Genomic DNA, 26,424 nt, shown 5'->3' with positions numbered 1-26,424 from the left:
TGCGGCCTCGCTCGTACCGTTCTACCGTGTGCCCATGACAGCCGTGTCGGACGGCGCGACCGCGGTGCCGTCGCGGGCCCTCCGCGGCCTCGTGCGTCGCTACGATGGGTACCGCCTCTCCGGCTTCGCGCCGGGCTCGCACGTCGGCATGCCGTCCGTCGACCTGACGATCATTCTGCCGATCGGGCCACCGCTCACGATCTCCCGCACCGCGATGGCGGATCAGCGGCCGGGGGAGTTCGGTGCCCTCGCGTCGGGTCTGGGGACCGAACCCGTCGTGATCGAGCACGACGGCGAGCAGCGCGGTGTCCAGATCACGGTGACGCCGGCGGGGTGCCGCGCGCTGCTCCACGTCCCGCCCGCCGAGTTGCGCCAGTACATCGTGCCGTTGGAGGACCTGTTCGGGCGCGATGCCGCTCGGCTTCTCGACGGCGTGCACGCAGCGACCGGATGGCGTGAGGCATTCGCGCTGCTGGACCGCACGCTGTGCGCGCGACTGGGCCGGGCCCCGCAACCGGATGCCCGGCTGGAGCGGGCGTGGGCGCGGACCACCGGTCCCACCGCGATGTCGGTGGAGCAGGTCGCCGCGGAGGTCGGATGGAGCCGTCGACGCCTCGAGACCGCGTTCGCCTCCGAGTACGCCGTCACGCCGCGGGACGCGGTCCGGCTGGGGCGGTTCGCCCGAGCGCACGCGATGCTGCGGGTGGCCGAACCGCCTCGGCTCGCCGAGGTGGCGTCGGTCTGCGGCTACTTCGACCAGGCACACATGGCACGGGACTGGCGCGCGCTGGCGGGATCGGCGCCCTCGGTGTGGCGTGCGAACGAGGTGTTCGCATCCGTACAAGACGAGCGCACCTCCGCGGCGACAGGATCGACGGCATGACCGAGACACAGCACACCGAGACCACCCCGACCGTCGTCTGGCCCGCACTCCGCTACGACGACGCGCGTGCCGCGATCGCCTTCCTCGTCGACGTCCTCGGCTTCACCGAGGCCGCCGTGTACGGCGAGGGGGAGCGCGTCGACCACGCCGAGCTCGTCCGCGCCGGCGGCGGAGCCGTCATGCTCGGCTCGGCGCGACCGGACAGCACCATCGCGGGCCTGCCGCCCGGAGTCGGCGCCGTCTACGTTGCCGTGGGACAGGACGAACTGACGCGACTGCACGATCGCGCGCGCGAGGCCGGCGCCCGTATCGTGGAACCCCAGCGCGACGAGGACTACGGCGGCCAGGGTTTCACCTGCCTCGATCCCGAGGGAGTGCACTGGTCCTTCGGCACCTATCGGGGCCATTCGGGCTGAGGGTGCTCCGCGCCTGTGGACGGCTGGTTTGGCCTGCTCGCTCCGACCCGGTAACATGGAACGTCGGTGCGTTCACGCGTGCCTGCACGAAGTGTGGTTACGAGACGTCAATCAGGTGTGCAAACCAGGATCGCGGAGGATATGGCAAAGAAGGACGGCGCAATCGAGGTCGAGGGCCGAGTAGTCGAACCCCTGCCCAATGCGATGTTTCGCATCGAGCTGGAGAACGGTCACAAGGTGCTCGCTCACATCAGCGGCAAGATGCGGCAGCACTACATCCGCATCCTCCCCGAGGATCGCGTCGTGGTCGAGCTGTCTCCCTACGACCTGACACGCGGGCGGATCGTCTACCGCTACAAGTAGTCAAGAGTCCCCGGTTCCTCGCGAGCCGGGGATCAACCATGTCCGAGGTTCGACGCGTTCGCGCGTGATCCTCGGACGCGACCAGGAGATCGAACAGACGTGAAGGTCAAGCCGAGCGTCAAGCCGATCTGCGAGAAGTGCAAAGTGATCCGCCGTAACGGCCGGGTCATGGTGATCTGCGACAACCTGCGCCACAAGCAGCGTCAGGGCTGATCAACCCCCCTCTCGAAGATCTACTTGGCTCCACATGCCAGAAGAAGACCTCCCAGCACCAGCTGCCCACACGCGGGTAGTACACCCCCGGCCGCGGAGGCCGGGGCCCCGAGCACCACATGTATGGGGACGGACTGGGAGCAGACCTCCGCACGAATGAAGGAAAACGCCACATGGCACGTCTAGCCGGTGTGGATCTTCCGCGCGAGAAGCGCATGGAGATCGCACTCACCTACATCTACGGCATCGGCCGTACCCGTTCGCAGGAGATTCTCTCCGCCACGGGCGTCAGCCCCGATCTCCGGAGCAAGGACCTCACCGACGAGGACCTGACCAAGCTCCGCGAGTACATCGAGGAGTCGCTCAAGGTCGAGGGCGACCTGCGCCGCGAGGTGCAGGCCGACATCCGTCGCAAGATCGAGATCGGCTGCTACCAGGGCCTTCGCCACCGTCGTGGTCTGCCCGTCCGTGGACAGCGCACGAAGACCAATGCGCGCACCCGTAAGGGACCGAAGCGCACCATTGCCGGCAAGAAGAAGGCGAAGTAATGCCCCCGAAGTCACGCACCTCCGGTCCGAAGAAGACCCAGAAGACGCGCCGCAGGGACAAGAAGAACGTCCCGCACGGCAGCGCTCACATCAAGAGCACGTTCAACAACACGATCGTGTCGATCACCGACCCGTCGGGCAACGTCATCTCGTGGGCGTCCTCGGGCCACGTGGGCTTCAAGGGCTCGCGCAAGTCGACTCCGTTCGCCGCTCAGCTCGCTGCCGAGAGTGCCGCGCGCAAGGCGCAGGAGCACGGCGTCAAGAAGGTCGACGTCTTCGTGAAGGGTCCCGGCTCCGGCCGCGAGACCGCGATCCGTTCGCTCCAGGCGGCAGGCCTCGAGGTCGGCACCATCTCCGATGTCACCCCCCAGCCGCACAACGGCTGCCGTCCGCCCAAGCGCCGTCGCGTCTAGCGGGAAGGAAGTAACAGAACATGGCTCGTTATACCGGACCCATCACCCGCAAGTCGCGTCGACTGCGCGTCGACCTCGTCGGAGGCGACCAGGCCTTCGAGCGTCGCCCGTACCCGCCCGGCCAGCACGGCCGCGCGCGTATCAAGGAGAGCGAGTACCTGCTCCAGCTGCAGGAGAAGCAGAAGGCACGCTTCACCTACGGCGTCATGGAGAAGCAGTTCTCGCTGTACTACAAGGAAGCGAACCGCCTCAAGGGCAAGACGGGTGAGAACCTGCTCCGCATCCTCGAGACGCGTCTCGACAACGTCGTCTACCGTGCGGGCCTCGCTCGCACGCGTCGTCAGGCACGCCAGTTGGTCACGCACGGCCACTTCTTGGTCAACAACAAGAAGGTCGACATCCCCAGCTACCGCGTCTCGCAGTACGACATCATCGACGTCCGCGAGAAGTCGCTGAGCACGCTGCCTTTCCAGATCGCCCGTGAGACCTACGGCGATCGTCCCGTTGCCGGTTGGCTGCAGGTCGTTCCGAACCGTCTCCGCATCCTGGTCCACCAGGAGCCGGAGCGTTCGCAGATCGACATCCCGCTGACCGAGCAGCTCATCGTCGAGTACTACTCGAAGTAGGGCGCTTCGCGCCCCGTGCGCCTTTTGCGTATCTCCGGATACGCACAAGGCGCACGGGGCCGTAGGCCACATCCCGAGCGTCAAATAGCGGACGCTCTTCCCAGGAGGACATCAATGCTCATTTCTCAGCGACCCACGCTGACCGAAGAGGTCATCGCTGACAACCGCTCGAAGTTCGTCATCGAGCCCCTCGAGCCTGGCTTCGGGTACACCCTCGGCAACTCGCTTCGCCGCACGCTTCTCTCGTCGATCCCCGGCGCTGCTGTCACCAGCATCCGTATCGACGGCGTTCTGCACGAATTCACCACGGTCCCCGGCGTGAAGGAGGATGTCACTGACATCATCCTGAACCTCAAGGGTCTCGTCGTGTCCTCGGAAGAGGACGAGCCGGTCACCATGTACGTCCGCAAGCAGGGCCCCGGCACTGTCACTGCAGGCGACATCGTTCCTCCGGCCGGCGTCACCGTGAACAACCCGGATCTGCACATCGCGACCCTGAACGACAAGGGCAAGCTCGAGATCGAGCTCGTCGTCGAGCGTGGCCGCGGATACGTTCCGGCTGTTCAGAACAAGGCGTCGGGCGCCGAGATCGGCCGTATCCCGGTCGACTCGATCTACTCGCCCGTGCTGAAGGTGACCTACAAGGTGGAGGCCACCCGCGTCGAGCAGCGCACCGACTTCGATCGGCTCGTTCTCGACGTGGAGACCAAGAACTCCATCACCGCGCGGGACGCGCTCGCCTCGGCGGGCAAGACCCTGGTCGAGCTGTTCGGGCTTGCCCGTGAGCTCAACGTCGAAGCAGAAGGCATCGAGATCGGACCCTCGCCCGCCGAGGCCGATCACATCGCATCCTTCGGTCTGCCGATCGAGGATCTGGACCTCACCGTCCGGTCCTACAACTGCCTCAAGCGCGAGGGTGTTCACACCGTCGGCGAGCTGGTCGGCCGTACCGAGTCGGATCTGCTGGACATCCGTAACTTCGGACAGAAGTCCATCGACGAGGTCAAGGTCAAGCTGCACTCGCTCGGCCTCTCGCTCAAGGACAGCCCCGCGACGTTCGATCCGAGCACTGTCGCCGGATACGACGCCGCCACCGGTACCTGGAGCGACACCGACACCGCCGTGAGCGATGCCGACGGCGCCGAGCAGGACTACGCCGAGACCGAACAGCTCTGACGCACTCGCGTCCCGAGCTCTTGATCAGGAGAGATTGACATGCCCAAGCCCACCAAGGGTCGCCGTCTCGGCGGATCGGCGTCGCACCAGAAGGCGATTCTCGCCAACCTGGCCACGGCGTTGTTCGAGCACGGACGGATCACCACCACGGAGTCGAAGGCCAAGCGCCTCCGCCCCTACGCCGAGAAGATCATCACGCACGCGAAGGCCGGCTCGCTGGCTCACCGTCGTGAGGTCATGAAGGACATCCGCAACAAGGACGTCGTTCACACTCTGTTCGCAGAGATCGGCCCGCACTTCGCCGAGCGCGCAGGCGGCTACACCCGCATCATCAAGACCGTCCCCCGCAAGGGTGACAACGCTCCTCAGGCCATCATCGAGCTCGTTCGCGAGCAGACGGTGTCCAACGAGGCGGACCGTGCTCGTCGTGTCCAGGCATCGCAGGCCGCGCCTGCCGCCACGAACGACGAGACCGCCGCTGACGAGGCTGCATCCGATCAGAACGTCGTCGAGGCCGTCGAGGCCGAGGCAACCGACGCTCAGGTCGAGAATGCAGACGCTGTCATCGAGGGTGTCGAGGCAGAGGACGCTCACGCGGCCAACGCCGATGAGGCAGACAAGAAGTAAGAGTGTCCTCGGACTCTCTGGGCGAGCCCGTCACCCCTTCCGGGGGTGGCGGGCTCGCCCGTTTGCGTCTCGATGTCGCCTACGACGGCACTGCCTTCGCCGGCTGGGCTCGACAACGCGACCAACGGACCGTGTGCGGTGTGCTCGAGCAGCGACTGTCCGCCATCTTCGGTACCCCACTCGAGCTCACCGTGGCCGGGCGGACGGATGCCGGCGTGCACGCCGAGGGCCAGGTCGCCCACGTCGACGTGCCGCGAACCGCGTTGGCCCGCATCGATCCTCGCGATCCCGACCGCGCACCCGACCCGTCGTTGCTGGTGCGGCGACTCGCGCGTTTCCTGCCGACGGACGTCCGCGTCCTGCGTGTGACGTTCGTGTCCGACGATTTCGACGCCCGGTTCTCCGCACTGCGGCGGCACTACGAGTATCGATTGTCCACCGCGCCCTACGGAACTCCGCCCCTCCGAGCGGGTTTCGTGGTGCCGTGGACCCGCACACTCGACGTGGCGGCGATGCAGGAGGCGTCGTCGACCCTCGTCGGCCTCCACGATTTCGTCGCCTTCTGCAAGCGCCGTGACGGTGCCACCACCGTGCGGGAGCTGCAGCGCTTCGACTGGGTGCGGGACGGAGACGATCTCACCGCGCACGTGAGCGCGGACGCGTTCTGCTGGTCGATGGTGCGTTCCCTGGTCGGGGCGATGCTGGCTGTGGGCGAAGGACGCCGTGACCTGACGTGGGTACGCGGCCTGCTGGGAGCCGGTGCGAGGTCGAGTTCGATCACCGTGGCCCCGGCGCACGGCCTGTCGCTGGTGCGTGTCGACTACCCGGTCGATGCGGAGCTGGCCGATCGCAGTCGCACGACCCGGGCCACGCGATCGTTGCCCGGTGCCTGCTGCGGCTAGCCTCTTCAGGCATGGCTCCTGTTCTCGGCGTGATCATCGGCTCGGTCCGGACGGGGCGTGTCGGCCCCACAGTGGCTCAGTGGTTCGTGCGCCGCGCCTCGGCGGACGGGCGATTCGAGGTCCGGGTACTCGACCTCGCGGATGTCGTTCTGCCGATGGATCTCTCGGGTGGCCCCGGTGTCGACGAGCTGACGCGCTGGGTGGACGTCTGCGATGCCTTCGTGCTCGTCACTCCCGAGTACAACCACGGTTACCCGGCATCGCTGAAGCTGGCACTGGACTCGGTGAAGCTCGAATGGCGAGGTAAGCCGGTGGGTTTCGTCTCCTACGGCGGCACGGCCGGGGGAGTGCGCGCTGTGGAGCAGCTGCGCCAGGTGGTCGCGGAGCTGCACATGGCATCCGTGCGCGACGCCGTGCTGTTCCCCCGAGTGAAGAAGGCGTTCGACGCGCACGGTGAGACGTCCGACGGTGCCGCGATCGATGGCGCACAGCGGATGATCGATCAGTTGCTGTGGTGGTCAGAGGGCGCAGGTCAGCCCTACCCGCGCGGCTGAGCCCGGTCGTGGGAGACCCCGCGGTCGACCGATGGCCTCGGTCTCGGCCGCGGTGGTGACGAGCCGCAGGGTGATGCTCTGCGACGCCATCGTCAGGGACACCTCGTCGGTGACGTCCGGGGACTGGTCGATCACGATGTCGGTCCCGCCGGTCGACGAGGCAGGGTTCACCCGCAGCACCGTTCCCGGTACCGGAGTCGGTCTGTCTCCGGCATGATCGGCGACCACCAGATCCACCGCGGTGCCGGACTCGACGTCCGACACGGGAGTCACCACCGAGAGGGTGCCCGAATCCGCCACCGCGACGGCGAGATGGCGCCATGCATGGGGTCGGTCGGTCATCACCAGGACCACCGCACCGACGGCCACGGCGCGGAAGACGATCTGGTGGACCACGTACAGCTCGCCGTGGACGTCGACGGTGTCGACGTCCTTCCCGAACACACGTGCGGTGACGGTGGTTCCGTCGGAGTCGACACCGACGACCTGACCGCATCCCGCGACCGGCAGCACGAGGGTGCTCCACTGCGCTCCCTCGACGGGGTGCGTGGGCGTCGCCGGCCGGGCGGTCGACACGAGGACGTCCTCCAGGCCCTGTCGATGCAGGCCGTCGAGCGTGCTGGATCCCGCGACCCGGATCGATCGGCGCTGCGGCGATTCGGCCGACAGGTAGCCGTAGGTCGCCGTCGCTTCGGTGGTGGTCGAGAGGGCCGCCCGGACGGCGAGACTCGTGACGTCCGCGTCGTGATCGCCGATCGAGTCGACCGCCGCCGCGGTCCAGGCGGACGGTGCGAGCCGCCGTGAGCGCCAGGTCGATCCGCCGAGCCGGGCGAAGCGCCACTGCGGACGGACGTGACGGAGGGGAACCCCACTCGTCACCAGAAGATCCGCCGCACGGATCTGATCGGAGGTGAGAAGGCTGCCCACGAGACCGTGGGTGCGCAGGACGTGCTGCAGTCGGGCCATGGTCGTGGCGAGCATCTGCACCGACCCAGCAGCAGTTCCGCCCCGACGCGCCGCGGCCGTCTCACCCTCGTGGACGTCGGTCGAGAGGGAGAGGAAGGTTCGCCGCCGCGCCACCGACGCGAGCGGTCCGGCCATGGACAGGTAGCAGTCCGCGGCGCGGCGACCCCGTGCCGGACGCGTGCCGACGGAGGTGACACCCAGGTGGGTGGGCGTGTCCGTGCCCTGCGACAGTCGGTCGACGAGGTCGCGGAGCGGCACCACGGCGTCGGGTGTCGCACCGCGTGAGCCGACCGTCGACCATCCGGCCGCAGCCGGTTCGACGTGGAGTTCCGCGACGATCGTCAGGTCGGATCCGTTCCACACCACACCGATCGGACCGCCGGGACGATCGAACGACAGCACCGTGCGCGCGGGTACCGGTCGATGCGCGAGAAGCCGTGGCCACGCCGAGAGGTGACCCACGACAGGACGCCCGTCCCGGGGGAGGCAGAGTCCGATCACGACGACCACTGCGGCCGTGATCGCCCATCGTGCAGGCACTCCCGACGTCGTGAGCGCGACGGCCACGCCGAGCGCCACTGCCTGCGACACCACGACGTCGCGTGCGGCCGTCATCCCCGGGCGAGTCTCGGACACCATGGCTCCTTCTCTGCGGTCGATGTACTGTGCCCTCACGCGGGACCCCTCCATCGGGTTCGGCGTGTCCGGCGGGGGGCCGGGCCGCGTCGCCGCGGCACCGAGGGCAGGGGATATCGATGGCAGGAACACCGACCACGCGATGGCAGATCGGTGCGCATCGGTTCTCTGTGAGACGGCTCGATCACGCACTGGTCCTGGGCGACACGTCGATGCGGCACGAACCGCTGCGATCGACGGCGCGGGCCTCCGCGGTCGGCGTCGTCGTGGCGGTCCTGATCCTCGCCGGTTGCGCCGCGCTCGCCTTCGTCCGACCGGCCGCACGTATCGGTGATGCCGTGATCGTGCTGGACGACGAGAGTGGCGCTCTGTACGTCTTCGAGGACGACACGCTCCACCCCGCGTCCGATCTGGCGTCCGCCCGGTTGTTCGTCGGTCGGCCGGACGAGCCCACCGCGGTCGGTCCGGACGAGATCGCTCGACGCGCCCGAGGCGCCGCGATCGGTATCGGCGGTGCGCCGCAGGCGCTTCCGGTCACGACCGGTGCGATGGTCTGGTCCGTGTGCGAGGAGTCGGACAACGGCACGACCGATGTGACCGTCGAACCGGTGGGGACGCAGTCCGTCGCACCGCGTCGCGCACTCGACCCCGACGACGCGCTGGTGTGGCGTCGGGACGGCGTCGACTACCTGGTGCACGGACAGGTGCGCGCGCGGGTGGACCTGCAGAACACCGCCGTGACCCGAGCCCTCGGCCTGGAGGACGCGGTACCCACTCCGGTGTCGGCGGGGCTCTTCGACGCGGTGCCCGAAGCGCCGGAGATCGTGACCCCCGCAGTGATCGGGTCGGGCGCTGCTGCCCCGTACCCGATCGGGGGTCGGCCCGTCGGATCCGTGGTGACAGTCGATCTCGGGGATCGCAGCGAGCACTACGTCGTTCTGCAGGACGGCGTGCAGGCGATCGGAGCGGCCACCGCGCAGTTGCTGCGCTTCTCCGATTCGGCCGGCCGGGTGGGTGTCGACGCCGTCCCGCCCGATGTGATCGCTCGGGCTCCGAGAACCGCTGCACCTCTGGCGGTCGACACGTTTCCGGAGCGACCACCGATCATCGTGACGGGCGGCGACGCCACCTGCGTGGAGTGGGTCGGGCCGGACGAGTCGACGGGGCGCGGGGCGCAGACGAGGATGACGATCGGTGCGACTGCCGACTCGCGCGCCGTGGCGCTGGCCGGGGCGGACGGTGCAGGGGATGGGCTGGACACCTTCTTCGTGGCACCGGGGTCCGGGCTGTACGTCGCCACCACCGGGCAGGCCGCCGACGACCCGCGCCGCGATTCCGCCTTCTACGTCGCCGACACGGGAAGCCGCTTCGGCGTCCCGTTCACGCAGGACGCGGAGGCACTCGGACTCGGCGATCCGGCATTGGCGCCGTGGCCCGTCGTGGGACTGCTGCCGCCCGGTCCGGCGCTGACCGTCGATGCGGCCCGTGTGGGTCACGACGGGTCCTGACGCCGGACCACCGCGCGTACCGCCAGTGCGCCGGACACGAGCAGCATGATCCCGACGGAGGACGCCAGGGCGAGTAGTGCGTCGCGACGGTCGGTGACCGGCGGTGTCGTGCGCGGGGGCAGTCGCACGGACGCGTCGTCACCCCGTGCGACCGCGCTGCCCGTCACCGCCGCCACCGGATCCAGACTGCCGTGGCCGACAGCCGAGTCCCAGTCACCTGCCGGTGAGTGCGCCGTCGTCACGATGCGGTCGATGACATCTGCCGCGGACAGCTCCGGATGACGCGCCCGCACCAGGGCGGCCGTCGCGGAGACGAACGGTGTGGCGAAACTCGTTCCCGTGAAGGCTGTTCGGTGCCCCTCGTCGTCGAGGGTGCCGTCGGCCAGACCGGTACCCGTGGCACCGAGGGACGTGACCTCGGTACCCGGAGCCGCGACGTCGACCCACGGCCCGTTCAAGCTGAACGACGACGGCCGCCCGTCCGGGTCCAGCGACCCCACGGTGAGGACGTACTCGTCGAACCACGCCGGCGACGCGAGAGTCACCGGCAACGCCGTGTCTCGTCCGTCGATGCCGCGGGTGAGGTCGTTCTGCGTCCGGCACCGACGGCCGTCCAGATTCCCTGCAGCCGTGACGATCACGGCATCCCTGTCCACCGCGGCGTACCGCACGGCGGCTCCCAGTGCGCCGTCGCCCATCGACGATCCAGCGCTCGCACAGGCGACCTCCGAGATGTTGACGACGTCCGCGCCCGCGTCGACAGCGGTGCGGATCGCCGCGGCCATCGACTCGACGTCGCCGTACCCCGCCGAGGTGGAACCGTTCTCGTCGGCCTCCCGCTCGGAGGACGTCGCGGCGAAGGCTGCACTGGACTGACGAATCGAGAGGATCGTGGCGTCCGGCGCTCCGCCGGCGAAGCCGGATCCCGGGACCGGCCGAGCAGCGATGAGTCCGGCGACGACGGTGCCGTGTGCATCGCAGTCCTCGAGCCCGTCGCCCGTCGAGACGTAGTCGCCGCCGGCGCGCAGAGTCGGGAGGAGCGGATGTGGTGCGACCCCGGTGTCGATGACGGCGATGATCTGACCGGCGCCTCGGGTGAGGCTCCACACGTCCGAGAACCGGAGCGTCCTCTGAGCCGCGGGTACCACCGCCGTCACGGGCGCCTCGGAGACGGCCGCGCACCGGGTGCGCTGCTCGGTCGGTTCGGACGGGGCCGCGGCAGCCGGCTCGGGGAGCAGTCCGGGATCGATCAACGGTGTGTCCGCGGCTGCCGTACCCGTCGTGGGCAGGGCCAGAACGACCATTGCTGCGACGAGACATGCGGTCACCCCTGGTCGTCGCTGAGCCGTCACAGGCCGCGCGCTGCCGAGTAGGCCCCGACGACGAGACAGACGAGAGGAACGATCGAGACCACGACGGCCAGTTCGGCCAGTTCGGCCGCCCGGCGCGCGACGGGGGAGAATCGCCGACCCGGCGCGACGACACCGATCAGGATCGCGAGGACGCCGACCGCCACCGCAGCCCCGGTCCACCACGGCCACAGGTCGGCACGTGTGGACGCACCGACTGCGAGGACGACGAGGACGACCGCGACACCCGCGGTGACAGCGACGGCGCAGCGCAGACGATCGACACCCACGCGGCCCCGGCAGCACAGGACGGAGGCGATCGCGGCAGCGGCAGCGAGTCTGCCCGGATCGACGGTCGCGGCGATGTCGTGCGTGGCCACGACGATCGCCCCCATCGAGGCGAGCAGGGACAACCCCGTCGTGTAGCCGGTGAGGTACTGCTGAGCTGTGCGAGCACGTTCCGCGACGACGTCGACGTCGGCGAGAGCGGACTCGTGTGCGGCGACGAGGGCGGCTTCCGACGGCCGCGTCGGCGGTCCCTCGTGTCCCGGGTGGTCGAGACGAGCGCCGGCATCGGCGAGTGGTACCGGGCGAAGGCGTATTCCGGCTCGTGCGGCCGACAGTCGCGGGGCGCGGGTGAGCGCCAGGGTGCACACGCCGGCGGTGACCGCCGCGATCGTCACGGTGGGCACGTCGCTCAGCGCCTCGACAGCAGCGGCGACGGCGCCCACGAGGCTCACGGTCGACACCGCGGTGAACGTGGCGCGTCCCTCGCGGCCGGCGACCATCGAGGTGACGACGGACGCCGCCGCGCTCAGCGCGAATCCGAGCACTGCGTCGGCCGCGGCATCCTGGCCGGGAACGAGCATCGTGCCCGCGGCGAACGCGAGGAGACACCCGGTCGACCTGAGACCGAAGCTCAGGGCCGAGGGGACGCGCGCCGCGGTGCACACACACGCGGCCACGACGGTGAGCAGCGCGAGGACGGCGAGACTCGCTGCCGCAGGGACTCCGCTCGTTCTCGTCGCGGTCCATCCCGCGGTCGCCAGTGCCGCCGTCGACACGACGGTGGCTGCGACGACCGAGTCGGACCGGGTCCACGAGTGGCCGTTGCAGAGAACGGCCACCGCCTCCGTCAGATCGTCGAAGACCGGCGGTGAGGACTCTCGTCCGCGGTGGAGAACCAGCACGTCGCCGTCCCGAACACCGTTGTCCAGCAACGAGAGACGCGCGTCGAGCGGCACTCCCACCATCGTCGAGAGCGACCGTGGGCCCGGCGAACGATCCGAGTCCGCGCGCTCGTCGATCAGCGCCGTCAGAGCGGGCACCGTCGCGGCGACGGCGACTCCGCCGGGAACCGAGACGTCCACCTCGACGTCCCCCGTGATCACGGTGATGCGCAGCACGGCCGGCTCGATCCGGCGTACCGCGGATTCGCGCGTCGTGGACAGCGGCGCAGCGGTCGGCGCGATGGTCATCGAAAGTCCCCCCGAACTCTCTTCCCGCGGTCGCACCGCGGGTCGTGCGAGCACTATAGGTCAGTTCGGTGACATCGCCTCGCGATATGCACAGGCACGAGGGTTCGTCCACAACCCTCGTCGTCTTCCCTCCCGGTCGTCGGCGTCCGGCGCTACGGTCTGACCCGACTCGCCGAACGGGGCGGCGAGCCACTGGGGGGTGGACGTGGTGGTCGGACGTGAGGGCGAGTACACGACGGCGGTGGACACGCGGGTGGTCCATGGTCGACCGCCGCGCGAGGACGCGCCGCGGGTGCCGGGCGGCACCGTCGAGATGGAGCCGCCACCGGAGATTCCGCGGGTGGTCCCGGGGAACCCGCTCCTGAAGATGCTGCCTCTGGTCATGGTGGTCGCGATGGTCGGCATGGTTGCCCTCATGATCACGTCGGGCGCGGCCGCCAACCCGATGACGCTGCTGTTCCCGGCCATGATGGTGGTGTCCATGCTGGGGATGTTCGCCGGTGGGGGCCGCGGAGGCGGGCCACGGACGGCCGAACTCGACGAATCGCGCAAGGACTATCTGACGTACCTCGGTGCGATGCGCGAGCGGGTCCGGTCGACGGCGTCGGCGCAGCACGAGGCACTGGCCTTCTCCCATCCTGATCCGTCGACGCTGTCCTCGTTCGCCGGAACCTCACGCATGTGGGAGAGGCGGTCGACAGACGACGACTTCGTCCATCTGCGGGTGGGCGTGGGCGACCAACGACTCGCCACTCGCCTCGTCACACCCGACACGGGTCCGCCCGAGGGTCTCGAGCCGGTGTCGGCCGCCCTCCTGCGCTCGTTCGTCCGGACCCATGCCATCGTGTCGGACCTTCCCACCGCGGTCTCGTTGCGCGCGTTCTCCGTGATCGGTGTCGACGGCCCCGTCGAGGCGGCGAGAGCGCTCGTGCGCTCGATGGTGTTGCAGGCGTGCACTTTCCACAGTCCGGACGACATCAGTGTGGTGGTCGTCGTGGACGACTGCATCGCGGCGACGTGGGACTGGACGAAGTGGTTGCCGCACCACGGGGACGAGACCGCGTCGGACGGTGGCGGGCGACGGCGGCTGACCTTCGGATCGCCGGCGGAGGCAGCGCGGGACCTCGCCGTCCCGGCGGCAGACTCGTCGACCGGTGCGCGGCCCCATCGCATCGTGGTCGTGGATCGCGGTGCCGAGGACGGTGTCGAGGATGCCGAGACATGGGAGACCGTGACGAGGGGCGGGGACGTGACGGTCCTGACCGTGTCCGGTGCGGGCCGGGACGGCACCGCGGATCGCACACTCGTCCTGGTCGTCGGCGACGGCGCGGACAGGCCTGCGCTCGGCGCACGGAGCGCGGCCGGAGTCGAGATGTTCGGTACCGCGGACGGTGTGGACGTGGTCACCGCCGCCGTGGTGGCGCGGGGACTCGCTCGATTCCGGACGGGCGACACCGTCGTGCGGGCGGAGGGTGGCCCGCGCGTCCGAGCATGGGAACACCTGCCCGGCATGACGTCTCCCGACAGTCTCGACCCCGGCGTCGCCTGGTCCTCCCGTTCCGGGCGGTCGCGACTGCGCGTCCCGTTCGGACTCGACGACGACGGTCGCGTCGTCGAGCTCGACCTGAAGGAGGCCGCCGAGGGGGGTATGGGACCGCACGGACTCTGTATCGGCGCCACGGGATCGGGAAAGTCGGAACTGTTGCGGACGCTGGTGCTCGGACTCGTCGCGACGCACCCGCCCGACGTCCTGAATCTCGTCCTCGTCGACTTCAAGGGTGGGGCCACGTTTCTCGGACTGGAATCGGCGCCTCACGTCGCGGCCGTCATCACCAATCTGTCCGAGGAAGCGCAGATGGTCGAGCGGATGCGCGACGCGCTCGCGGGCGAGATGACTCGACGGCAGGAACTGCTCAGGGCCGCCGGCAATTACGCGAACGTCTCCGATTACACCCGTGCGCGCGAGGGTGGTGCCGCACTCGCGCCTCTACCGGCGCTCTTCGTCGTCGTCGACGAGTTCTCCGAACTGCTGACCCGGTTCCCGGAGTTCGCCGAGCTCTTCGTCGCGATCGGGCGACTCGGGCGCTCGCTGCACATCCATCTGTTGCTGGCGAGCCAGCGGCTCGACGAGGGTCGGCTGCGCGGACTCGACAGTCATCTCTCCTACCGCATCGGTCTGAAGACGTTCTCGGCCTCCGAATCTCGATCGGTTCTGGGTGTCGCCGACGCGCATCACGTGACCGGGGGTCCGGGAGTGGGGTTCCTCAGAACGGACTCCAGCGAGCTGGTGCGCTTCACCGCGATGTACGTCTCGGGTCCCCGTCTGCAGAGCGACGAGCCCGCAGCGCTCTCGGTCGGCGCAGGCTCGACCGGGCCCCGTCTCTTCACGGCGGCGCCGGTGCCGCTGCTCGACGAGACCGCCCTCGAACCGGCGGGCGAACCGCCGTCTCCGTCCGAGTCGTCGGACGGCGGCACCGTCCTCTCCGCCGTCGTCGCGCGAGTGCGCGGTCACGGGCGTCCCGCACACCGGGTGTGGCTACCGCCGTTGGACCGGCCCGTCACACTCGACTCGGTGTCACCGGACACGGCGCTCGGCGGTGACCGGCCCGACGCGGCGGGGTCACTGCGCGCCGTGGTCGCACTGGTCGACCGGCCTTACGACCAGCGACGCGATGCACTCGAACTCGACCTCACCGGTGCGTCCGGGCACGTGGCGATCGTCGGGGGACCGCAGTCCGGCAAGTCCACCGCGCTCTGCACGCTCGTCCTCGATCTCGCTCTGCGGTACTCCCCGCACCACGTGCAGTTCCACGTCCTGGACTTCGGCGGTGGATCCGTCGGACGGCTGGTAGGCCTTCCTCACGTCGGATCCGTCGCGGTCCGCTCGGAGGCGGACGCCGTGCGACGCATCGTCGCCGACGTGGTCGGAACCGTTCGACGCCGCGAGGAGCTGTTCCGCACCGGCGAGATCCGGTCGATGGCCGATGCGCGGCGCAGGCGAGAGTCGGGTGGAGACAGTGCACCGCCGGTGCCGGACATCGTTCTGGTCGTCGACGGGTGGAGCACGATCCGAGCCGAGTTCGAGGCCCTCGAACCGTCCCTGCACCAGCTGGTGTCGAGCGGACTCTCCTACGGGGTGCACGTCGTCCTCGCCGCGAGTCGGTGGGCCGAGCTCCGTCCCGTGGTGAAGGATGCCGTCACCACGAGAGTCGAACTGCGCATGGGTGATCCGTCGGACTCGGACATCGGCCGAGCGCGGGCGATGAACGTCCCGACGCGTCGGCCCGGTCGAGGCATCACCCCGGACGGGTTGCATCTGCTCGTCGCGCTCCCGCGTGTCGACGGCATCGCCGACACCGACGATCTCGGACACGGGACCGACCGCGCGATCGCCGAGTCGGTCCACCGGTGGCGGGGTGACGCACCGACGCCCCCAGTGCGACTGTTGCCGCGTCGACTCGAGCGCGACGACCTTCTGTCGTCCGTGTCGGCGTGGTGGCCCCCGTCCGCCTCGGGAACATTCGTCGCCACCGTGCCGGTGGGTGTCGACGAGAACGATCTCGCGCCGGTCGTTCTGGATCTGGCCGAGCATCCGCACCTTCTCGTCCTCGGCGACTCGGGCTGCGGGAAGACCAGTCTGCTGCGATCGATCTGCCGTTCGCTCGCGCAGGCCAACGACGCCACGTCGCTGAGAATCCTCGCCGTCGACTACCGACGAACCCTGCTGGGCGACATCCCGTCCGATCGGCTCGCCGGTCACGCGTCCACGGGCGAGCAGGCCACGACGATGGTCGCCGAACTCGCGACCTACCTGCGTGCCCGCCGTCCGGGACCGGACACCACTCGTCGCGAACTCGCTGCGAGATCCTGGTGGACCGGTCCCGAGATCGTCGTGGTCGTCGACGACTACGACCTCGTCGTCACGCCGCACGGAAACCCGCTGACCGAGTTGCTGGAACTGCTGTCGCAGGCGCGGGACGTCGGTCTGCATCTCGTCGTCGCACGTCGGTGCGGCGGATCCGCTCGGGCACTGTACGAACCGGTCCTCGCGAGGCTCAAGGACCTGGCATCACCGGGACTGGTCATGAGCGGGAGCCGAGAGGAGGGCGTCCTGCTCGGCTCCGTCCGTCCGTCCGAACTCCCACCCGGACGCGGTGTGCTGGTCGGGCGCGGAACGGCGACACTGGTGCAGACCGCGCTGTGCGAGACCGCGCCGGACGAGCGGTGACGTCGCCCGTCGGGCTCGTCACGACCGTGGACGCGGTGTGGTGTTCACGGTTCGGGGTGCTGTCGAGAACTCCCGCAGACGGTTCCGCGTCCGTGGACGTCCTCGGCCACATCGACGACCGCGTCGTCACTCTCGCCGACGGACGCGAGGTCGAGGTGTCGACGATGGTGTCCGAGATGTTCACCGACGCTCTGCGCGATGCGGGGGTGCACGGTGGGGACCACGACCTGGTGCTGGTGCACCCACCGCACTGGGGAGCCGTGCGCTGCAGCGTCCTCACCGCGGCCGCGCGACCCCTCGCGCGTGACGTCCTCCTCGTGTCGTCGGCGCTCGTCGCGCGGGACGCGGCGCAGTCGGCCCGGCCCTGCCCGTGCGGTGGATCACGCTGCCGAACAGTGGTTCTCGACCGCACACCGCACCGCACCACGGTCTCGACCGTGGTGAGTACGGCCATCAGCAGCGACGTCGTGGACTGTGTTCTGACCGACCCCGCGATCGGAGGGGACGACGAGCTGACGGTGTCGCGCACTCGTGCCGCGGTGGACGGAGCTCTCGCTGCCGCGCCGGCCTGCCGACTCGTCGTGCACGGCACGAGTAACACCTTGCCGCGAGCCGTACTCGACGAGATGAGCGATCTGACGGTGGTGACGGTGGACGACGAGGAGATGGCGGCAGCCGTGGTCCCGAGCGCGGGCGCGAGTTCCCTCCCGGTTCCGCCCGTCACAACGTCCGTACCGGCCGAGCTCACGCCCGGTAGGACGGGCGCCTGGCTGGCCGAACGAGCCGCCGCGGCGGCCGTGGACCGTCGGCGCACGACCCGACGGCCGGTCCTGGTGGCGGCGGTGGCGATCACGCTGGTGTGCGTCAGCACCGGCGTCGCGGCACTGACCAGCGGACAGTCGCCCGCGCCTGCGACGGAGCGACCACGAGCCGCAGAACCGTCCATGGTCCCGGCCGGGCCCACTCGACCCACCGCGCCCACCACCGAGCCGGCCGCCGCGACGACGACGAGCGCCCCCGCCGGTACCGACTTCTCGATCGCGGGAACACACCTGATCGTGCCGGTGGGGTGGCATGTCGAGCCGGGTACGGAGCGGGTCGAGATCCGTCCCGACGCACCCGCCGGCATGCGACTGGTGCTGGTGGTCCGCGAACTCGGTGTGGGCGTCGGACTCCCCGACGTGCAGGCCACCCTGTCGGCCGGGGTCGACGCCGCACCCGATCGACTCGGCGGGCTCGATCGACGGTCGGACGTATCCGATCGTCCCGCGCTCGTCTACACCGAGAAGGCGTCCGACGGCTCGACGGTGGCGTGGACGGTGATCGTGTCACCGGGGGAGCAGACGAGTCTCGGCTGTCAGAGCACCGAGGCCGCGGACCCCGTGATGGCGGAGGTCTGCACCGCGGTCCTCGCGTCCCTCGTCGTCGGGTGACGCGGTGGCGGAGACGGAACCGTTCGCCGAGTCGTCGCGTCGAAGGAGGTGCAGGGGAAGTTCCGGGTACCGGCCCGGACCACACCGAGGGGGGATCGAGAGACCATGTCGCAGATGAAGACCACCGTCGAGACGATGCACGTCACCGCAGGGAAGGTGGACCAGCTGACGCTCGAGATCAAGGCGCTGCTGGACCAGCTGCGTGGCGACGTCCAGGCCGTCGGAGGGAGTTGGGAAGGCGCGGCGGCGATCGCGTTCCAGAACGTCATGACCAGCTGGGACGGCAGCGCGAACAAGTTGCAACTCGCGCTGGGTTCGATCGGGGACGCCATCAAGTCGAGCGGGACCGCCTACGGCGCTGCCGACGACGACAACACGCGCACCGTCACCGCCGCGGGCGGTTCGCTCAACCTCTGACCCGCCGATCATCCGATCTGCCCATCACTCACGTCAGGAAGGACGTTCACCATGAGATACGTGTTCGGTGCCATCGACCAGGTCACTGCTCAGATCGACGCGAAGCAGGCCACTCTCAACAGCAAGCTCGACGAACTGCGCCAGATCATCTCGCCGCTGGTGGCGGAATGGGAAGGCGCGGCGTCGGAGTCGTACCAGGACAAGCAGCGCCAGTGGGACTCGGCGGCCCTGGAGCTCAATCAGGTTCTTGAGGCGGTCGGCAGTGCCGTCGGTCAGGGCAACGCCGACATGCAGGCACGCGAGGCGGCGAACCGGGGAATGTTCGCCTGATCACGGACGAGGTGGGCAACCGGGGCGCGGGGGGTGTCCGGTTGCCCATCTCCGACGGTCCGTACGACTCCGGTCGGCGCGGGGCGGATACTGGACGTCGTCATGACACAGCCGGATCAGCCCGTCACCGACCCGAGCGACCGCGACCACGCGGCTCGGGCGATCGCCCGCAGCCGGGTCGCGGCGGAACGTGCGCTCACCGAGGCCCGCATCGTGTCGCTCGCACGACAGCACCAGGCCATCGTCGAAGGGTCCCGGTGGACCACGGACGACGACGAGCACGATCCCGAGGGGTCGACCATCGCGTTCGAGCGCGCCGCCATCGCATCGATGTCGAGAGAGGCGCGGGAGGAACTGCGCGAACTCGACGACGCGGAGATGCGGATCGAGCGCGGCACCTACGGACAGTGCGAGGTGTGCGGCGGGGCGATCTCCGACCCCCGCCTCGAGGCGCTGCCGACTGCTCGCCGCTGCATCGAGTGCACCTCTCGTCGGCGATGACGGTCGAGGGGTTTTGACCTGCCAGTACGTGGGCCGGTAAGGTACACCGTTGGCGTTCGGTACATCGAGTCGTCATGCACGACCGATACCGGTCCCTCGGGTCTCCACTGGCCGCCGAGACGATCGACCACGCGCCTGGCCAGCACCATCAGCGATGAGACAAGGAAGTTCTGTGTCCACGTACAGCCAAAAGGCCGGGGATGTCACCCGGACCTGGCACGTGATCGACGCCACCGACGTCGTTCTCGGCCGCCTCGCAGTCCAGGCAGCAACTCTGCTGCGTGGCAAGCACAAGCCCACGTATTCCCCCAACCTCGACGGCGGAGACTTCGTCATCGTCATCAACGCTGAGAAGGTCGCGATCAGCGGCAACAAGCGGACCGACAAGTTCCACTACCACCACTCGGGCTTCCCGGGCGGTCTCCGTGCGCGCAGCATCGGTGAGGTTCTGGACAAGAACCCCGACCGCGTCGTGGAGAAGGCCATCAAGGGCATGATCCCCAAGACCAAGCTCGGCAACCAGATCGCCGGCAAGCTCAAGGTCTACGCAGGTCCCGATCACCCCCACACGGCTCAGCAGCCCGTCCCGTACGAGATCAAGCAGGTGTCCCAGTGACCGCTCCCGAAGAGAACGTCGTGACCGAGACGGCCGAAGAGACCGTCCCCATCGGTGACTCCGTCGAGATCGCCGACGAGTTCGTCTCCGTCGAGGAGCCCGAGGTCGTCGCCGACATCGAGGCCGCCGCTCGTCCCGCCATCTACATCGATCGCCCCGTCACCACGGTCGGTCGTCGTAAGGAAGCCGTCGTGCGCGTGCGCATGACCCCCGGCTCGGGCGACTTCAAGCTCAACGGCCGCACCCTCGAGGACTACTTCCCCAACAAGGTGCACCAGCAGCTCATCAAGTCCCCGTTCGTCACCGTCGAGCGTGCGGACGGCTTCGACATCGTCGCCCTCCTGCACGGTGGCGGCCCGTCCGGCCAGGCAGGCGCCCTGCGTCTCGCCATCGCCCGTGCCCTCATCGAGGTCACCCCGGACGATCGCCCCGCCCTCAAGAAGGCCGGCTTCCTCACGCGTGACCCGCGTGCCGTGGAGCGCAAGAAGTACGGCCTGAAGAAGGCTCGTAAGGCATCGCAGTACTCGAAGCGCTGATCTCAGCACTTCTGGAGAAGCAGGCGCTCCGGCTGGTCCTCGGACCGCCGCGGGCGCCTGCTTCGTGTCACGGCACCTGCATTCGCTCCACCTGCTCGGAAGAGGTAACTGTCATGGCCCGGTTGTTCGGTACCGACGGAGTTCGGGGACTGGCGAACGAGGAGGTGACGGCAGACCTCGCACTGCGACTCGGCCGTGCCGCCGCAGCGGTGCTCGGCGAGGTGGCCTCGTCGACCACCCGCCCCCTGGCCGTGGTCGGACGGGACCCGCGCGCGAGCGGCGAGATGCTCGAAGCCGCGATCGTGGCCGGACTGTCCTCCGCCGGAGTCGACGTCCTCACGGTCGGTGTCGTCCCCACCCCGGCCCTGGCCTACTTGACCGACGACTACGACGCGCAGCTCGGCGTCATGATCTCCGCATCGCACAACGCGATGCCCGACAACGGCATCAAGTTCTTCGCGGCCGGCGGCCACAAGTTGGACGACGACCAGGAAGACCGCATCGAAGCATTGCTCGACGCGCCCGCCACGGGCCCCGTCGGTGCCGCCATCGGCCGCGTGCGACAGGCCCCGGACGCTCTCGCCCGCTACGAGAGCCATCTCGCGACCATCGTCACCCGACGCCTCGACGGCATCACCGTCGTCGTGGACTGCGCTCACGGAGCCGCCTCGACCGCCGCGCCGGACGCCTACCGCGCCGCGGGAGCGACCGTGATCGCCATCAACGCAGACCCGGACGGCCTCAACATCAACGACGGATGCGGGTCCACTCACCTCGACGTGGTGCAGAAGGCCGTCGTCGAGCAGGGCGCAGACCTCGGACTCGCCCACGACGGCGACGCGGACCGTTGTCTCGCAGTGGACGCGAGCGGCGCCGTGGTCGACGGGGACGCGATCATGGCGATCCTCGCGATCGCGATGCACCAGCGCGGCGAGCTTCCCGACGACACGCTGGTCGCCACCGTCATGAGCAATCTCGGACTGCACATCGCGATGCGTGACGCCGGAATCACGGTGCGCACCACCGCTGTCGGCGATCGCTACGTTCTCGAAGAACTGCGCGCCGGCAATTACGGACTCGGCGGTGAGCAGTCGGGGCACATCGTCCTGCCCGCCTTCGGCACCACCGGTGACGGTGTGCTGACGGGCCTGCAGATCATGGCCAGGATGGCCGAGACGGGACGCACCCTCGAGGACCTCGCGTCCGTCATGCGCACGCTGCCCCAGGTGCTGATCAACGTGCCCGTGCAGGACAAGTCCGCCGCGACGTCGGCTCCGCTCGTGCAGGACGCGGTGACCCGTGCAGAGGACGAACTCGGACGAGAGGGGCGAGTGTTGTTGCGTCCCTCGGGAACCGAGCAGCTCGTCCGCGTGATGGTGGAAGCGGACACTGCAGACACCGCCCGCCGGCTCGCCGACCACATCGCGGATGTGGTCGGCGCCGTCGGCTGACGTCTCGGCCCGTCAGCCGATGAGGGCCTTGAGCTGCTCCACCTGACCCACGCGGCCAGCGGTGTCGGCTGCGATGGGGTGGATGTTCAGTGTGGTCACACCCGCGGACTCGAAGGCGGCGAGGCGCTCCTTGACGTAGCTCTCGGTGCCGATCAGCGAGATCGACCGGACCAGCTCGTCGGGAACGGCGGCCGTGGCCTCCTCCTTCTTGCCGGCCAGGTAGAGGTCCTGGATCTTCTCTGCCTCCGCCTCGTACCCGTACCGCACCGCGAGGTCGTTGTAAAAATTCTTGCCCTTGGCGCCCATGCCACCGATGTAGAGCGCGAGCTGGGGCTTGATCCACGGAAGGAACTGGTCGGCGTCGTCGCCGATGGCCACGGCGGGGCTGGCGTAGACGTCCAGCTCACCCAGAGACGGGTCGCGCTTCGCCTTACCGGCCGCGAGCGACTCGCCCCACACCGACTCGGCCTTCTCCGGATGGAAGAAGATGGGCTCCCAGCCCTGGGCCAGCTCGGCGGTGAGCGCGACGTTCTTGGGTCCGAGTGACGCGATGACGATCGGAATGTCGGCTCGCACAGGATGATTGATGAGCTTGAGGGGCTTGCCCAGACCCGTGCCCTGATCGGCGGGCAGCGGAATCTGGTAGTACTTGCCCTCGAACTGCACCTTCTCGCGGCGCCACACCTGGCGGCAGATCTCGATGATCTCGCGGGTGCGGCCGAGCGGGGCGTCGTACTTGACGCCGTGGAATCCCTCGATCACCTGGGGGCCGGACGCGCCGATACCCATCACGAATCGTCCGCCGGAGACGTAGTCGAGACCGGCGGCAGTCATCGCGAGCAGCGACGGCGTGCGGGTGTAGATCTGGAAGATGCCCGATGCCAGCTGGATCGTCGAGGTCTTCGCCGCGAGGAAGCCGATCTGGCTCACCGCGTCGAACGAGTACGCCTCGGGAATGAACGCGATGTCCATTCCCGCCTTCTCCAGGGCCCCGACCTCCTCGACCGTCTCGCTGAACCCGCCCGAGTAGTTCAATTGCATACCGATGCGCATGGGGCTCCCTGATCGCCGAAGTGTGTGTTACTCACCTGTGAATTCGGAGGTTACCGGTCCTACCGGCAGTGCCCACCGACGGCTGCCGTTTCGCGGGAACGCGGGGGAGCGGCGGTGCGTCTGATCCGTGGGGATCGCGCTCTCGAGCATCACTTCGGAAGGGACGACATGGCCAGTGGAACGTCGCGAGGCGGAACGACGCTGGACGAGGGGGCGGCCCGGGCGGCGATCGCGGCCCTCGAGGAGTCCGCGACAGCCGTACGAGTGTCCGCCGAGCGCGGGGTGGGCGGTCTGTTCGGTGTCGAGTCGGCGGGCCGGAACCACCGGGCGGAGGCGGCCGCCCTGCAGGACAGCCTCGGGCGGCTGTCGGAGGGCCTGAGGTCCTGGTCGGACGCTACCGCTGCGACCTCGGCCGCCCTGCGGGCGTCGATCGACGGCTCGGTGTCGCTCGACGATGTCACCGCCCTGCGCGTCACGGCGCCGGGTGTGCCGGCACGGCGAGGTGACCGGTGACCGCACCGGTGCCGCCGACGATCGATGGTCTGCTGGATCTCGGGAGCGAGGGCCTGACGTTCTTCGCGACGTTCCTCCCGCTGGTCGGAGCGAGCGGCGCGCCGATGACCACGACCCACGTCGCGCTCTGCGCTCGCTACGACGAGCAACGCGGACTCGACACCGAGGCTATCCGGGCTGACGCCGACCGGCTCGGCGTCGCGGCGGCCGAGGCGCGCGCGGAGATCGGGCGTCAGTCCGACGCAGCGGAGTCGTTGGGGCAGGCCTGGTCGGGAGATGCCGCCGACGCCGCGCTCGACCTCCTTCGACGGCAGTGCGCGAGGTCGGCCGGCCACGCCGATCAGCTCGAGGCGATCGGTTCAGCGATGGCCTCCGCGTCGGCGGGGTTGCACGCGATCGTCGAGGACAAGTCGATCGCCGCCTCCGCGTTCCGCACCGACCACGTGGGCGGTCGCGATGCAGCGCAGGTCGCGGCCACCATCGCCGGAGCCGGAGGTGCATCCGCACCTGACGCGCTGCGGACGCTGGCCTCGGTGTTCCCGGGCCTCGAGGCGATGCTGCTGTCCGCGTCGGATCCCGGCCGGCGGCAGGCCGAGGTCCTCGAACCGGTCGCAGCCCGATGCCGAGAGTGGTTGGACACCGTGTTCGTGCCCGCGATGACCGAGCGTGTGGCCGCATTCGAGGAACTGTGCACCTCGACGGAGACCGCCGTGTCCGAGATCTACGCGGCACTCTGCGCCGCTGCGGCGGACATCGACGGCTCGCCGTGGCCGAGTGGTCACCGGTCCGTCGAGGACGACGCGTGCGAGTGTGTGCCGGCGGACGGCACCGCGCCGGCTGCAGCGACCGCGCCGGCGTCGGTGACGGCGCCGGCCGCTGCACCAGAGCCGCCGTCGCTCGCCGTCGCGCCCTCTCCTGTGGTCGCGGAGCCGCCCACGACGCTGCCTGTCGCTCCCGTCGAGGATCGCTCACCGCTCGCCGAACTGATCGGTCGGGCGGTGCGGGACGCGGTGACCGAGGTGGTGTCGACTGCGGCGCCGTGCGACCCACCGCCCGCCGAGGCGCAGATCTCACCGGAGGCGGCGCTGACTGCGCCTGCCGAGAACGTCGAGCGCGGTCACCTCGAGGCGGAGCTCGACGGTCGCGGGGTGAGTGTCGCCCTCGGCGCGGACGGGGCCGTGGACATCCGCACCCACGACGCGGCGGGGGAGTCCCATCACTTCGCTCTCGCTGCCGGGCCTCTCGGACTGCCCGTCCTCACCGAGGTGATGGACGAGGCGGCGCCGCAATCGGAACAGCCGTCGGAGCCGTCGTCCGAGACCCCGGACACAGCGGAACGGGACGAGCCGCATCAGGAGGCAGTCGAACAGGAGGCAGCGGATCAAGGGCTCCCGGTCGTCGAGGCCCCGGTCGTCGCACCACCGGTCGTCGCGCCACCGGACTGCGTTCCCGCTGCTGCGGAATCCGGCGGTGTCACGGAACCCGGTGTGCTGCAACCGGACACGGACCCGAGCGGTGAGGTAGCGACGGTCGGCGAGCCGGCGCGACCCGAGATCGCGGAAGCCGGTCCGCTGTGAACTCGCAGAACACCGCGGACATCATCGACGCCGTCGTGCGGGAGCACCGGCGGGCGACGCGACGTGTGCGGACCCGCCTCGCGGCCATCGACGAGGAGGCTCGGAAGCGCTCGGAGGCCGCGCGGGTGGCGCCGCGTCGCGCCGGAGTGATCCTGCGATCGCCCACAGAGGCGGTGGCCGGCGACGAGGCTCCGCCGGCGGCGCCTCAGCGACCGGCGAGGTGGCTCAGCTGACGGATCGCGCTGACCTTCTTGGGGGCGTCCGCGGTCGGCGCGTTCGGGTCGACCACCTCGGTGCCCTTGACGACGGCGTCGGGATCGGAGAAGTCGGAGTACGTGTCATCGCCCGCGAGGCGGTGCAGGAGGAAGCCGGTGAGCAGTGCCTGCACCGAGCGCCGAGTTTTCGGCTGGGCGTTGCCGACGCCGAGGAAGCTGAGCAGCTTCCGGCCCTCGACCATGCCGTCACCTTCCGACTTGTCGATCACGCGGAGCAGGGTGGGGCCACCGAGCGCATCGGCGAGCGCGACGGGCTCCGCGGTGAGGGAGTTCAGTCCGGAGGGACTGCCGAGAACCAGAGCGGGCGCCGTGACCGCGTCGGCGATGCCGGGCGACAGGGCGCGCGGAGAGGTGGGCGCCGGATAGAGCGCACCGAGAGCGGCGACGTCCGATCGCTGAGCCGCGGCGATCACCGCGGCGCCCGCGCCCATGGAATGGCCCACCAGGCCGAGCTTGGCGGGGTGCACGCTGATGTCGCCGGTGCCGAGACGGATGCCGGTGCACACGTCGAGCGCGACGAGGAGATCCTGCGCCAGGGCACTGTGGGAGGGCACCGGTCCGCGTTGCGTGTTCGGCGCGACGACGACGATGCCCCACGACGCGAGGTGCCGCAGCGTGGAGTCGTAGTGCGAGGCGCCGGTCATCCAGCCGTGCGCGAAGGCGATCGCCGGCAGTCCCGTGCCCTCACTGGGCGTGTAGATCACACCGGGCAGGCCCGCGAGAGCGAGGTCACCGCGCAGCACGCGATGGGGACCCCGCTTGGTCAGGTCGGCGACCAACTTCTGCGTCTTCGGCACAGCACTGACCGTAGTCGACGCGGCAGTTCGCCATGCCGT

At 69.5% G+C, this 26,424-nt stretch carries 28 protein-coding genes; 23 read left to right on the top strand and 5 right to left on the bottom strand.

Annotated features, from left to right (window positions below):
- Positions 1-34: 34 nt before the first annotated feature.
- The 11 genes from J4E04_RS13880 (at position 35) to J4E04_RS13830 (ending at position 6,721) form a co-directional block, all read left to right on the top strand.
- Positions 35-883, top strand: a complete 849-nt coding sequence (locus J4E04_RS13880) for a helix-turn-helix domain-containing protein (protein WP_490148830.1) — start codon at positions 35-37, stop codon at positions 881-883.
- Positions 880-1,299 (top strand): VOC family protein, encoded by a 420-nt coding sequence (locus J4E04_RS13875; RefSeq protein WP_490148829.1) that lies wholly within the window; start codon positions 880-882, stop codon positions 1,297-1,299. The genes J4E04_RS13880 and J4E04_RS13875 overlap by 4 nt, the downstream gene beginning before the upstream one ends.
- A gap of 141 nt (positions 1,300-1,440) precedes the next feature.
- Positions 1,441-1,662: a translation initiation factor IF-1 gene (gene infA, locus J4E04_RS13870; RefSeq protein ID WP_005140011.1), complete on the top strand. Its 222-nt coding sequence runs from the start codon at positions 1,441-1,443 to the stop codon at positions 1,660-1,662.
- A gap of 99 nt (positions 1,663-1,761) precedes the next feature.
- Positions 1,762-1,875, top strand: a complete 114-nt coding sequence (gene rpmJ / locus J4E04_RS13865; protein WP_009679193.1) for a 50S ribosomal protein L36 — start codon at positions 1,762-1,764, stop codon at positions 1,873-1,875.
- Positions 1,876-2,048: 173 nt separating this feature from the next.
- Positions 2,049-2,423 carry a 30S ribosomal protein S13 gene (gene rpsM / locus J4E04_RS13860; protein ID WP_027503825.1) on the top strand — a complete coding sequence of 125 codons (375 nt, stop codon included), beginning with the start codon at positions 2,049-2,051 and terminating at the stop codon, positions 2,421-2,423.
- On the top strand, positions 2,423-2,836 hold the full coding sequence (gene rpsK / locus J4E04_RS13855; protein ID WP_027503824.1) for a 30S ribosomal protein S11: 414 nt from the start codon (positions 2,423-2,425) through the stop codon (positions 2,834-2,836). The genes rpsM and rpsK overlap by 1 nt, the downstream gene beginning before the upstream one ends.
- A 20-nt stretch (positions 2,837-2,856) precedes the next feature.
- Positions 2,857-3,462, top strand: coding sequence for a 30S ribosomal protein S4 (gene rpsD / locus J4E04_RS13850; protein WP_027503823.1), 606 nt, complete (start codon positions 2,857-2,859; stop codon positions 3,460-3,462).
- A 114-nt stretch (positions 3,463-3,576) separates the two neighbouring features.
- Positions 3,577-4,638, top strand: a complete 1,062-nt coding sequence (locus J4E04_RS13845) for a DNA-directed RNA polymerase subunit alpha (protein WP_027503822.1) — start codon at positions 3,577-3,579, stop codon at positions 4,636-4,638.
- 39 nt (positions 4,639-4,677) lie between these two features.
- Positions 4,678-5,265 (top strand): 50S ribosomal protein L17, encoded by a 588-nt coding sequence (gene rplQ, locus J4E04_RS13840; protein WP_027503821.1) that lies wholly within the window; start codon positions 4,678-4,680, stop codon positions 5,263-5,265.
- Positions 5,266-5,327: 62 nt separating this feature from the next.
- Positions 5,328-6,167 (top strand): tRNA pseudouridine(38-40) synthase TruA, encoded by an 840-nt coding sequence (gene truA, locus J4E04_RS13835; protein WP_222628666.1) that lies wholly within the window; start codon positions 5,328-5,330, stop codon positions 6,165-6,167.
- An 11-nt stretch (positions 6,168-6,178) separates the two neighbouring features.
- Positions 6,179-6,721, top strand: a complete 543-nt coding sequence (locus tag J4E04_RS13830; protein ID WP_222650297.1) for an NADPH-dependent FMN reductase — start codon at positions 6,179-6,181, stop codon at positions 6,719-6,721.
- On the opposite strand, the gene J4E04_RS13825 is transcribed toward J4E04_RS13830, so the two are convergent.
- The gene (locus tag J4E04_RS13825; protein ID WP_490148828.1) at positions 6,686-8,326 is read right to left on the bottom strand and encodes a type VII secretion protein EccE; all 1,641 of its coding nucleotides are present in this window, start codon (positions 8,324-8,326) and stop codon (positions 6,686-6,688) included. The genes J4E04_RS13830 and J4E04_RS13825 overlap by 36 nt on opposite strands.
- Positions 8,327-8,442: 116 nt before the next feature.
- Between J4E04_RS13825 and eccB the strand changes: the two genes are divergently transcribed.
- The gene (gene eccB / locus J4E04_RS13820; protein WP_490148827.1) at positions 8,443-9,831 is read left to right on the top strand and encodes a type VII secretion protein EccB; all 1,389 of its coding nucleotides are present in this window, start codon (positions 8,443-8,445) and stop codon (positions 9,829-9,831) included.
- On the opposite strand, the gene mycP is transcribed toward eccB, so the two are convergent.
- Both mycP and eccD read right to left on the bottom strand, forming a co-directional pair.
- On the bottom strand, positions 9,816-11,135 hold the full coding sequence (gene mycP / locus J4E04_RS13815) for a type VII secretion-associated serine protease mycosin (RefSeq protein WP_490148826.1): 1,320 nt from the start codon (positions 11,133-11,135) through the stop codon (positions 9,816-9,818). The two genes, eccB and mycP, sit on opposite strands and share 16 nt — an antisense overlap.
- A gap of 44 nt (positions 11,136-11,179) precedes the next feature.
- Entirely contained in the window at positions 11,180-12,658 is a 1,479-nt protein-coding gene (gene eccD / locus J4E04_RS13810) for a type VII secretion integral membrane protein EccD (protein WP_490148825.1), read from the bottom strand.
- A gap of 313 nt (positions 12,659-12,971) precedes the next feature.
- Between eccD and eccCa the strand changes: the two genes are divergently transcribed.
- The 8 genes from eccCa (at position 12,972) to glmM (ending at position 22,170) form a co-directional block, all read left to right on the top strand.
- Positions 12,972-16,886, top strand: coding sequence for a type VII secretion protein EccCa (gene eccCa, locus J4E04_RS13805; RefSeq protein WP_490150554.1), 3,915 nt, complete (start codon positions 12,972-12,974; stop codon positions 16,884-16,886).
- Positions 16,883-18,319, top strand: coding sequence for a type VII secretion-associated protein (locus tag J4E04_RS13800; protein WP_490148824.1), 1,437 nt, complete (start codon positions 16,883-16,885; stop codon positions 18,317-18,319). Before eccCa ends, J4E04_RS13800 begins: the two co-directional genes overlap by 4 nt.
- 114 nt (positions 18,320-18,433) lie before the next feature.
- Positions 18,434-18,736 carry a WXG100 family type VII secretion target gene (locus tag J4E04_RS13795; protein ID WP_162246747.1) on the top strand — a complete coding sequence of 101 codons (303 nt, stop codon included), beginning with the start codon at positions 18,434-18,436 and terminating at the stop codon, positions 18,734-18,736.
- 51 nt (positions 18,737-18,787) lie between these two features.
- Positions 18,788-19,066: a WXG100 family type VII secretion target gene (locus tag J4E04_RS13790; protein ID WP_490148823.1), complete on the top strand. Its 279-nt coding sequence runs from the start codon at positions 18,788-18,790 to the stop codon at positions 19,064-19,066.
- Positions 19,067-19,168: 102 nt separating this feature from the next.
- Positions 19,169-19,567 carry a TraR/DksA family transcriptional regulator gene (locus tag J4E04_RS13785; protein WP_222650302.1) on the top strand — a complete coding sequence of 133 codons (399 nt, stop codon included), beginning with the start codon at positions 19,169-19,171 and terminating at the stop codon, positions 19,565-19,567.
- Between the two features lie 172 nt (positions 19,568-19,739).
- Positions 19,740-20,183: a 50S ribosomal protein L13 gene (gene rplM / locus J4E04_RS13780; protein ID WP_027503810.1), complete on the top strand. Its 444-nt coding sequence runs from the start codon at positions 19,740-19,742 to the stop codon at positions 20,181-20,183.
- A 50-nt stretch (positions 20,184-20,233) separates the two neighbouring features.
- Positions 20,234-20,719 (top strand): 30S ribosomal protein S9, encoded by a 486-nt coding sequence (gene rpsI, locus J4E04_RS13775; protein ID WP_371831715.1) that lies wholly within the window; start codon positions 20,234-20,236, stop codon positions 20,717-20,719.
- Between the two features lie 113 nt (positions 20,720-20,832).
- The gene (gene glmM, locus J4E04_RS13770; RefSeq protein ID WP_328812690.1) at positions 20,833-22,170 is read left to right on the top strand and encodes a phosphoglucosamine mutase; all 1,338 of its coding nucleotides are present in this window, start codon (positions 20,833-20,835) and stop codon (positions 22,168-22,170) included.
- 12 nt (positions 22,171-22,182) lie between these two features.
- Here glmM and J4E04_RS13765 read toward each other — a convergent pair whose 3' ends face one another.
- Positions 22,183-23,223: an LLM class F420-dependent oxidoreductase gene (locus J4E04_RS13765; protein WP_056442530.1), complete on the bottom strand. Its 1,041-nt coding sequence runs from the start codon at positions 23,221-23,223 to the stop codon at positions 22,183-22,185.
- A gap of 168 nt (positions 23,224-23,391) precedes the next feature.
- Here J4E04_RS13765 and J4E04_RS13760 point away from each other — a divergent pair, with 168 nt between their 5' ends.
- The 3 genes from J4E04_RS13760 to J4E04_RS13750 are packed head-to-tail and all read left to right on the top strand — an operon-like array spanning position 23,392 to position 25,546.
- Positions 23,392-23,736 (top strand): hypothetical protein, encoded by a 345-nt coding sequence (locus tag J4E04_RS13760; protein WP_490148822.1) that lies wholly within the window; start codon positions 23,392-23,394, stop codon positions 23,734-23,736.
- A complete protein-coding gene (locus tag J4E04_RS13755; protein WP_490148821.1) occupies positions 23,733-25,313 on the top strand; it encodes a hypothetical protein in 1,581 nt (526 codons plus the stop codon). Before J4E04_RS13760 ends, J4E04_RS13755 begins: the two co-directional genes overlap by 4 nt.
- A complete protein-coding gene (locus tag J4E04_RS13750) occupies positions 25,310-25,546 on the top strand; it encodes a hypothetical protein (RefSeq protein WP_056442520.1) in 237 nt (78 codons plus the stop codon). Before J4E04_RS13755 ends, J4E04_RS13750 begins: the two co-directional genes overlap by 4 nt.
- Here J4E04_RS13750 and J4E04_RS13745 read toward each other — a convergent pair.
- Entirely contained in the window at positions 25,519-26,385 is an 867-nt protein-coding gene (locus tag J4E04_RS13745) for a dienelactone hydrolase family protein (RefSeq protein WP_490148820.1), read from the bottom strand. The two genes, J4E04_RS13750 and J4E04_RS13745, sit on opposite strands and share 28 nt — an antisense overlap.
- Between the last annotated feature and the right edge of the window lie 39 nt (positions 26,386-26,424).

Source organism: Rhodococcus sp. NFXS4 (genome assembly GCF_058139645.1).
The sequence above is the reverse complement of the archived record's forward strand: the minus strand, read 5'-3'. Positions and strand labels throughout refer to the sequence as shown.

What these genes read in the sequence shown, in the direction of transcription:
- J4E04_RS13880 (WP_490148830.1), top strand. Translation starts at nt 35, where the DNA reads ATGACAGCCGTGTCGGACGGCGCGACCGCGGTGCCGTCGCGGGCCCTC.
- J4E04_RS13875 (WP_490148829.1), top strand. Translation starts at nt 880, where the DNA reads ATGACCGAGACACAGCACACCGAGACCACCCCGACCGTCGTCTGGCCC.
- infA (WP_005140011.1), top strand. Translation starts at nt 1,441, where the DNA reads ATGGCAAAGAAGGACGGCGCAATCGAGGTCGAGGGCCGAGTAGTCGAA.
- rpsM (WP_027503825.1), top strand. Translation starts at nt 2,049, where the DNA reads ATGGCACGTCTAGCCGGTGTGGATCTTCCGCGCGAGAAGCGCATGGAG.
- rpsK (WP_027503824.1), top strand. Translation starts at nt 2,423, where the DNA reads ATGCCCCCGAAGTCACGCACCTCCGGTCCGAAGAAGACCCAGAAGACG.
- rpsD (WP_027503823.1), top strand. Translation starts at nt 2,857, where the DNA reads ATGGCTCGTTATACCGGACCCATCACCCGCAAGTCGCGTCGACTGCGC.
- J4E04_RS13845 (WP_027503822.1), top strand. Translation starts at nt 3,577, where the DNA reads ATGCTCATTTCTCAGCGACCCACGCTGACCGAAGAGGTCATCGCTGAC.
- rplQ (WP_027503821.1), top strand. Translation starts at nt 4,678, where the DNA reads ATGCCCAAGCCCACCAAGGGTCGCCGTCTCGGCGGATCGGCGTCGCAC.
- J4E04_RS13830 (WP_222650297.1), top strand. Translation starts at nt 6,179, where the DNA reads ATGGCTCCTGTTCTCGGCGTGATCATCGGCTCGGTCCGGACGGGGCGT.
- J4E04_RS13825 (WP_490148828.1), bottom strand. Translation starts at nt 8,326, where the DNA reads ATGGTGTCCGAGACTCGCCCGGGGATGACGGCCGCACGCGACGTCGTG.
- eccB (WP_490148827.1), top strand. Translation starts at nt 8,443, where the DNA reads ATGGCAGGAACACCGACCACGCGATGGCAGATCGGTGCGCATCGGTTC.
- mycP (WP_490148826.1), bottom strand. Translation starts at nt 11,135, where the DNA reads ATGGTCGTTCTGGCCCTGCCCACGACGGGTACGGCAGCCGCGGACACA.
- eccD (WP_490148825.1), bottom strand. Translation starts at nt 12,658, where the DNA reads ATGACCATCGCGCCGACCGCTGCGCCGCTGTCCACGACGCGCGAATCC.
- eccCa (WP_490150554.1), top strand. Translation starts at nt 12,972, where the DNA reads ATGGAGCCGCCACCGGAGATTCCGCGGGTGGTCCCGGGGAACCCGCTC.
- J4E04_RS13795 (WP_162246747.1), top strand. Translation starts at nt 18,434, where the DNA reads ATGAAGACCACCGTCGAGACGATGCACGTCACCGCAGGGAAGGTGGAC.
- J4E04_RS13790 (WP_490148823.1), top strand. Translation starts at nt 18,788, where the DNA reads ATGAGATACGTGTTCGGTGCCATCGACCAGGTCACTGCTCAGATCGAC.
- J4E04_RS13785 (WP_222650302.1), top strand. Translation starts at nt 19,169, where the DNA reads ATGACACAGCCGGATCAGCCCGTCACCGACCCGAGCGACCGCGACCAC.
- glmM (WP_328812690.1), top strand. Translation starts at nt 20,833, where the DNA reads ATGGCCCGGTTGTTCGGTACCGACGGAGTTCGGGGACTGGCGAACGAG.
- J4E04_RS13765 (WP_056442530.1), bottom strand. Translation starts at nt 23,223, where the DNA reads ATGCGCATCGGTATGCAATTGAACTACTCGGGCGGGTTCAGCGAGACG.
- J4E04_RS13760 (WP_490148822.1), top strand. Translation starts at nt 23,392, where the DNA reads ATGGCCAGTGGAACGTCGCGAGGCGGAACGACGCTGGACGAGGGGGCG.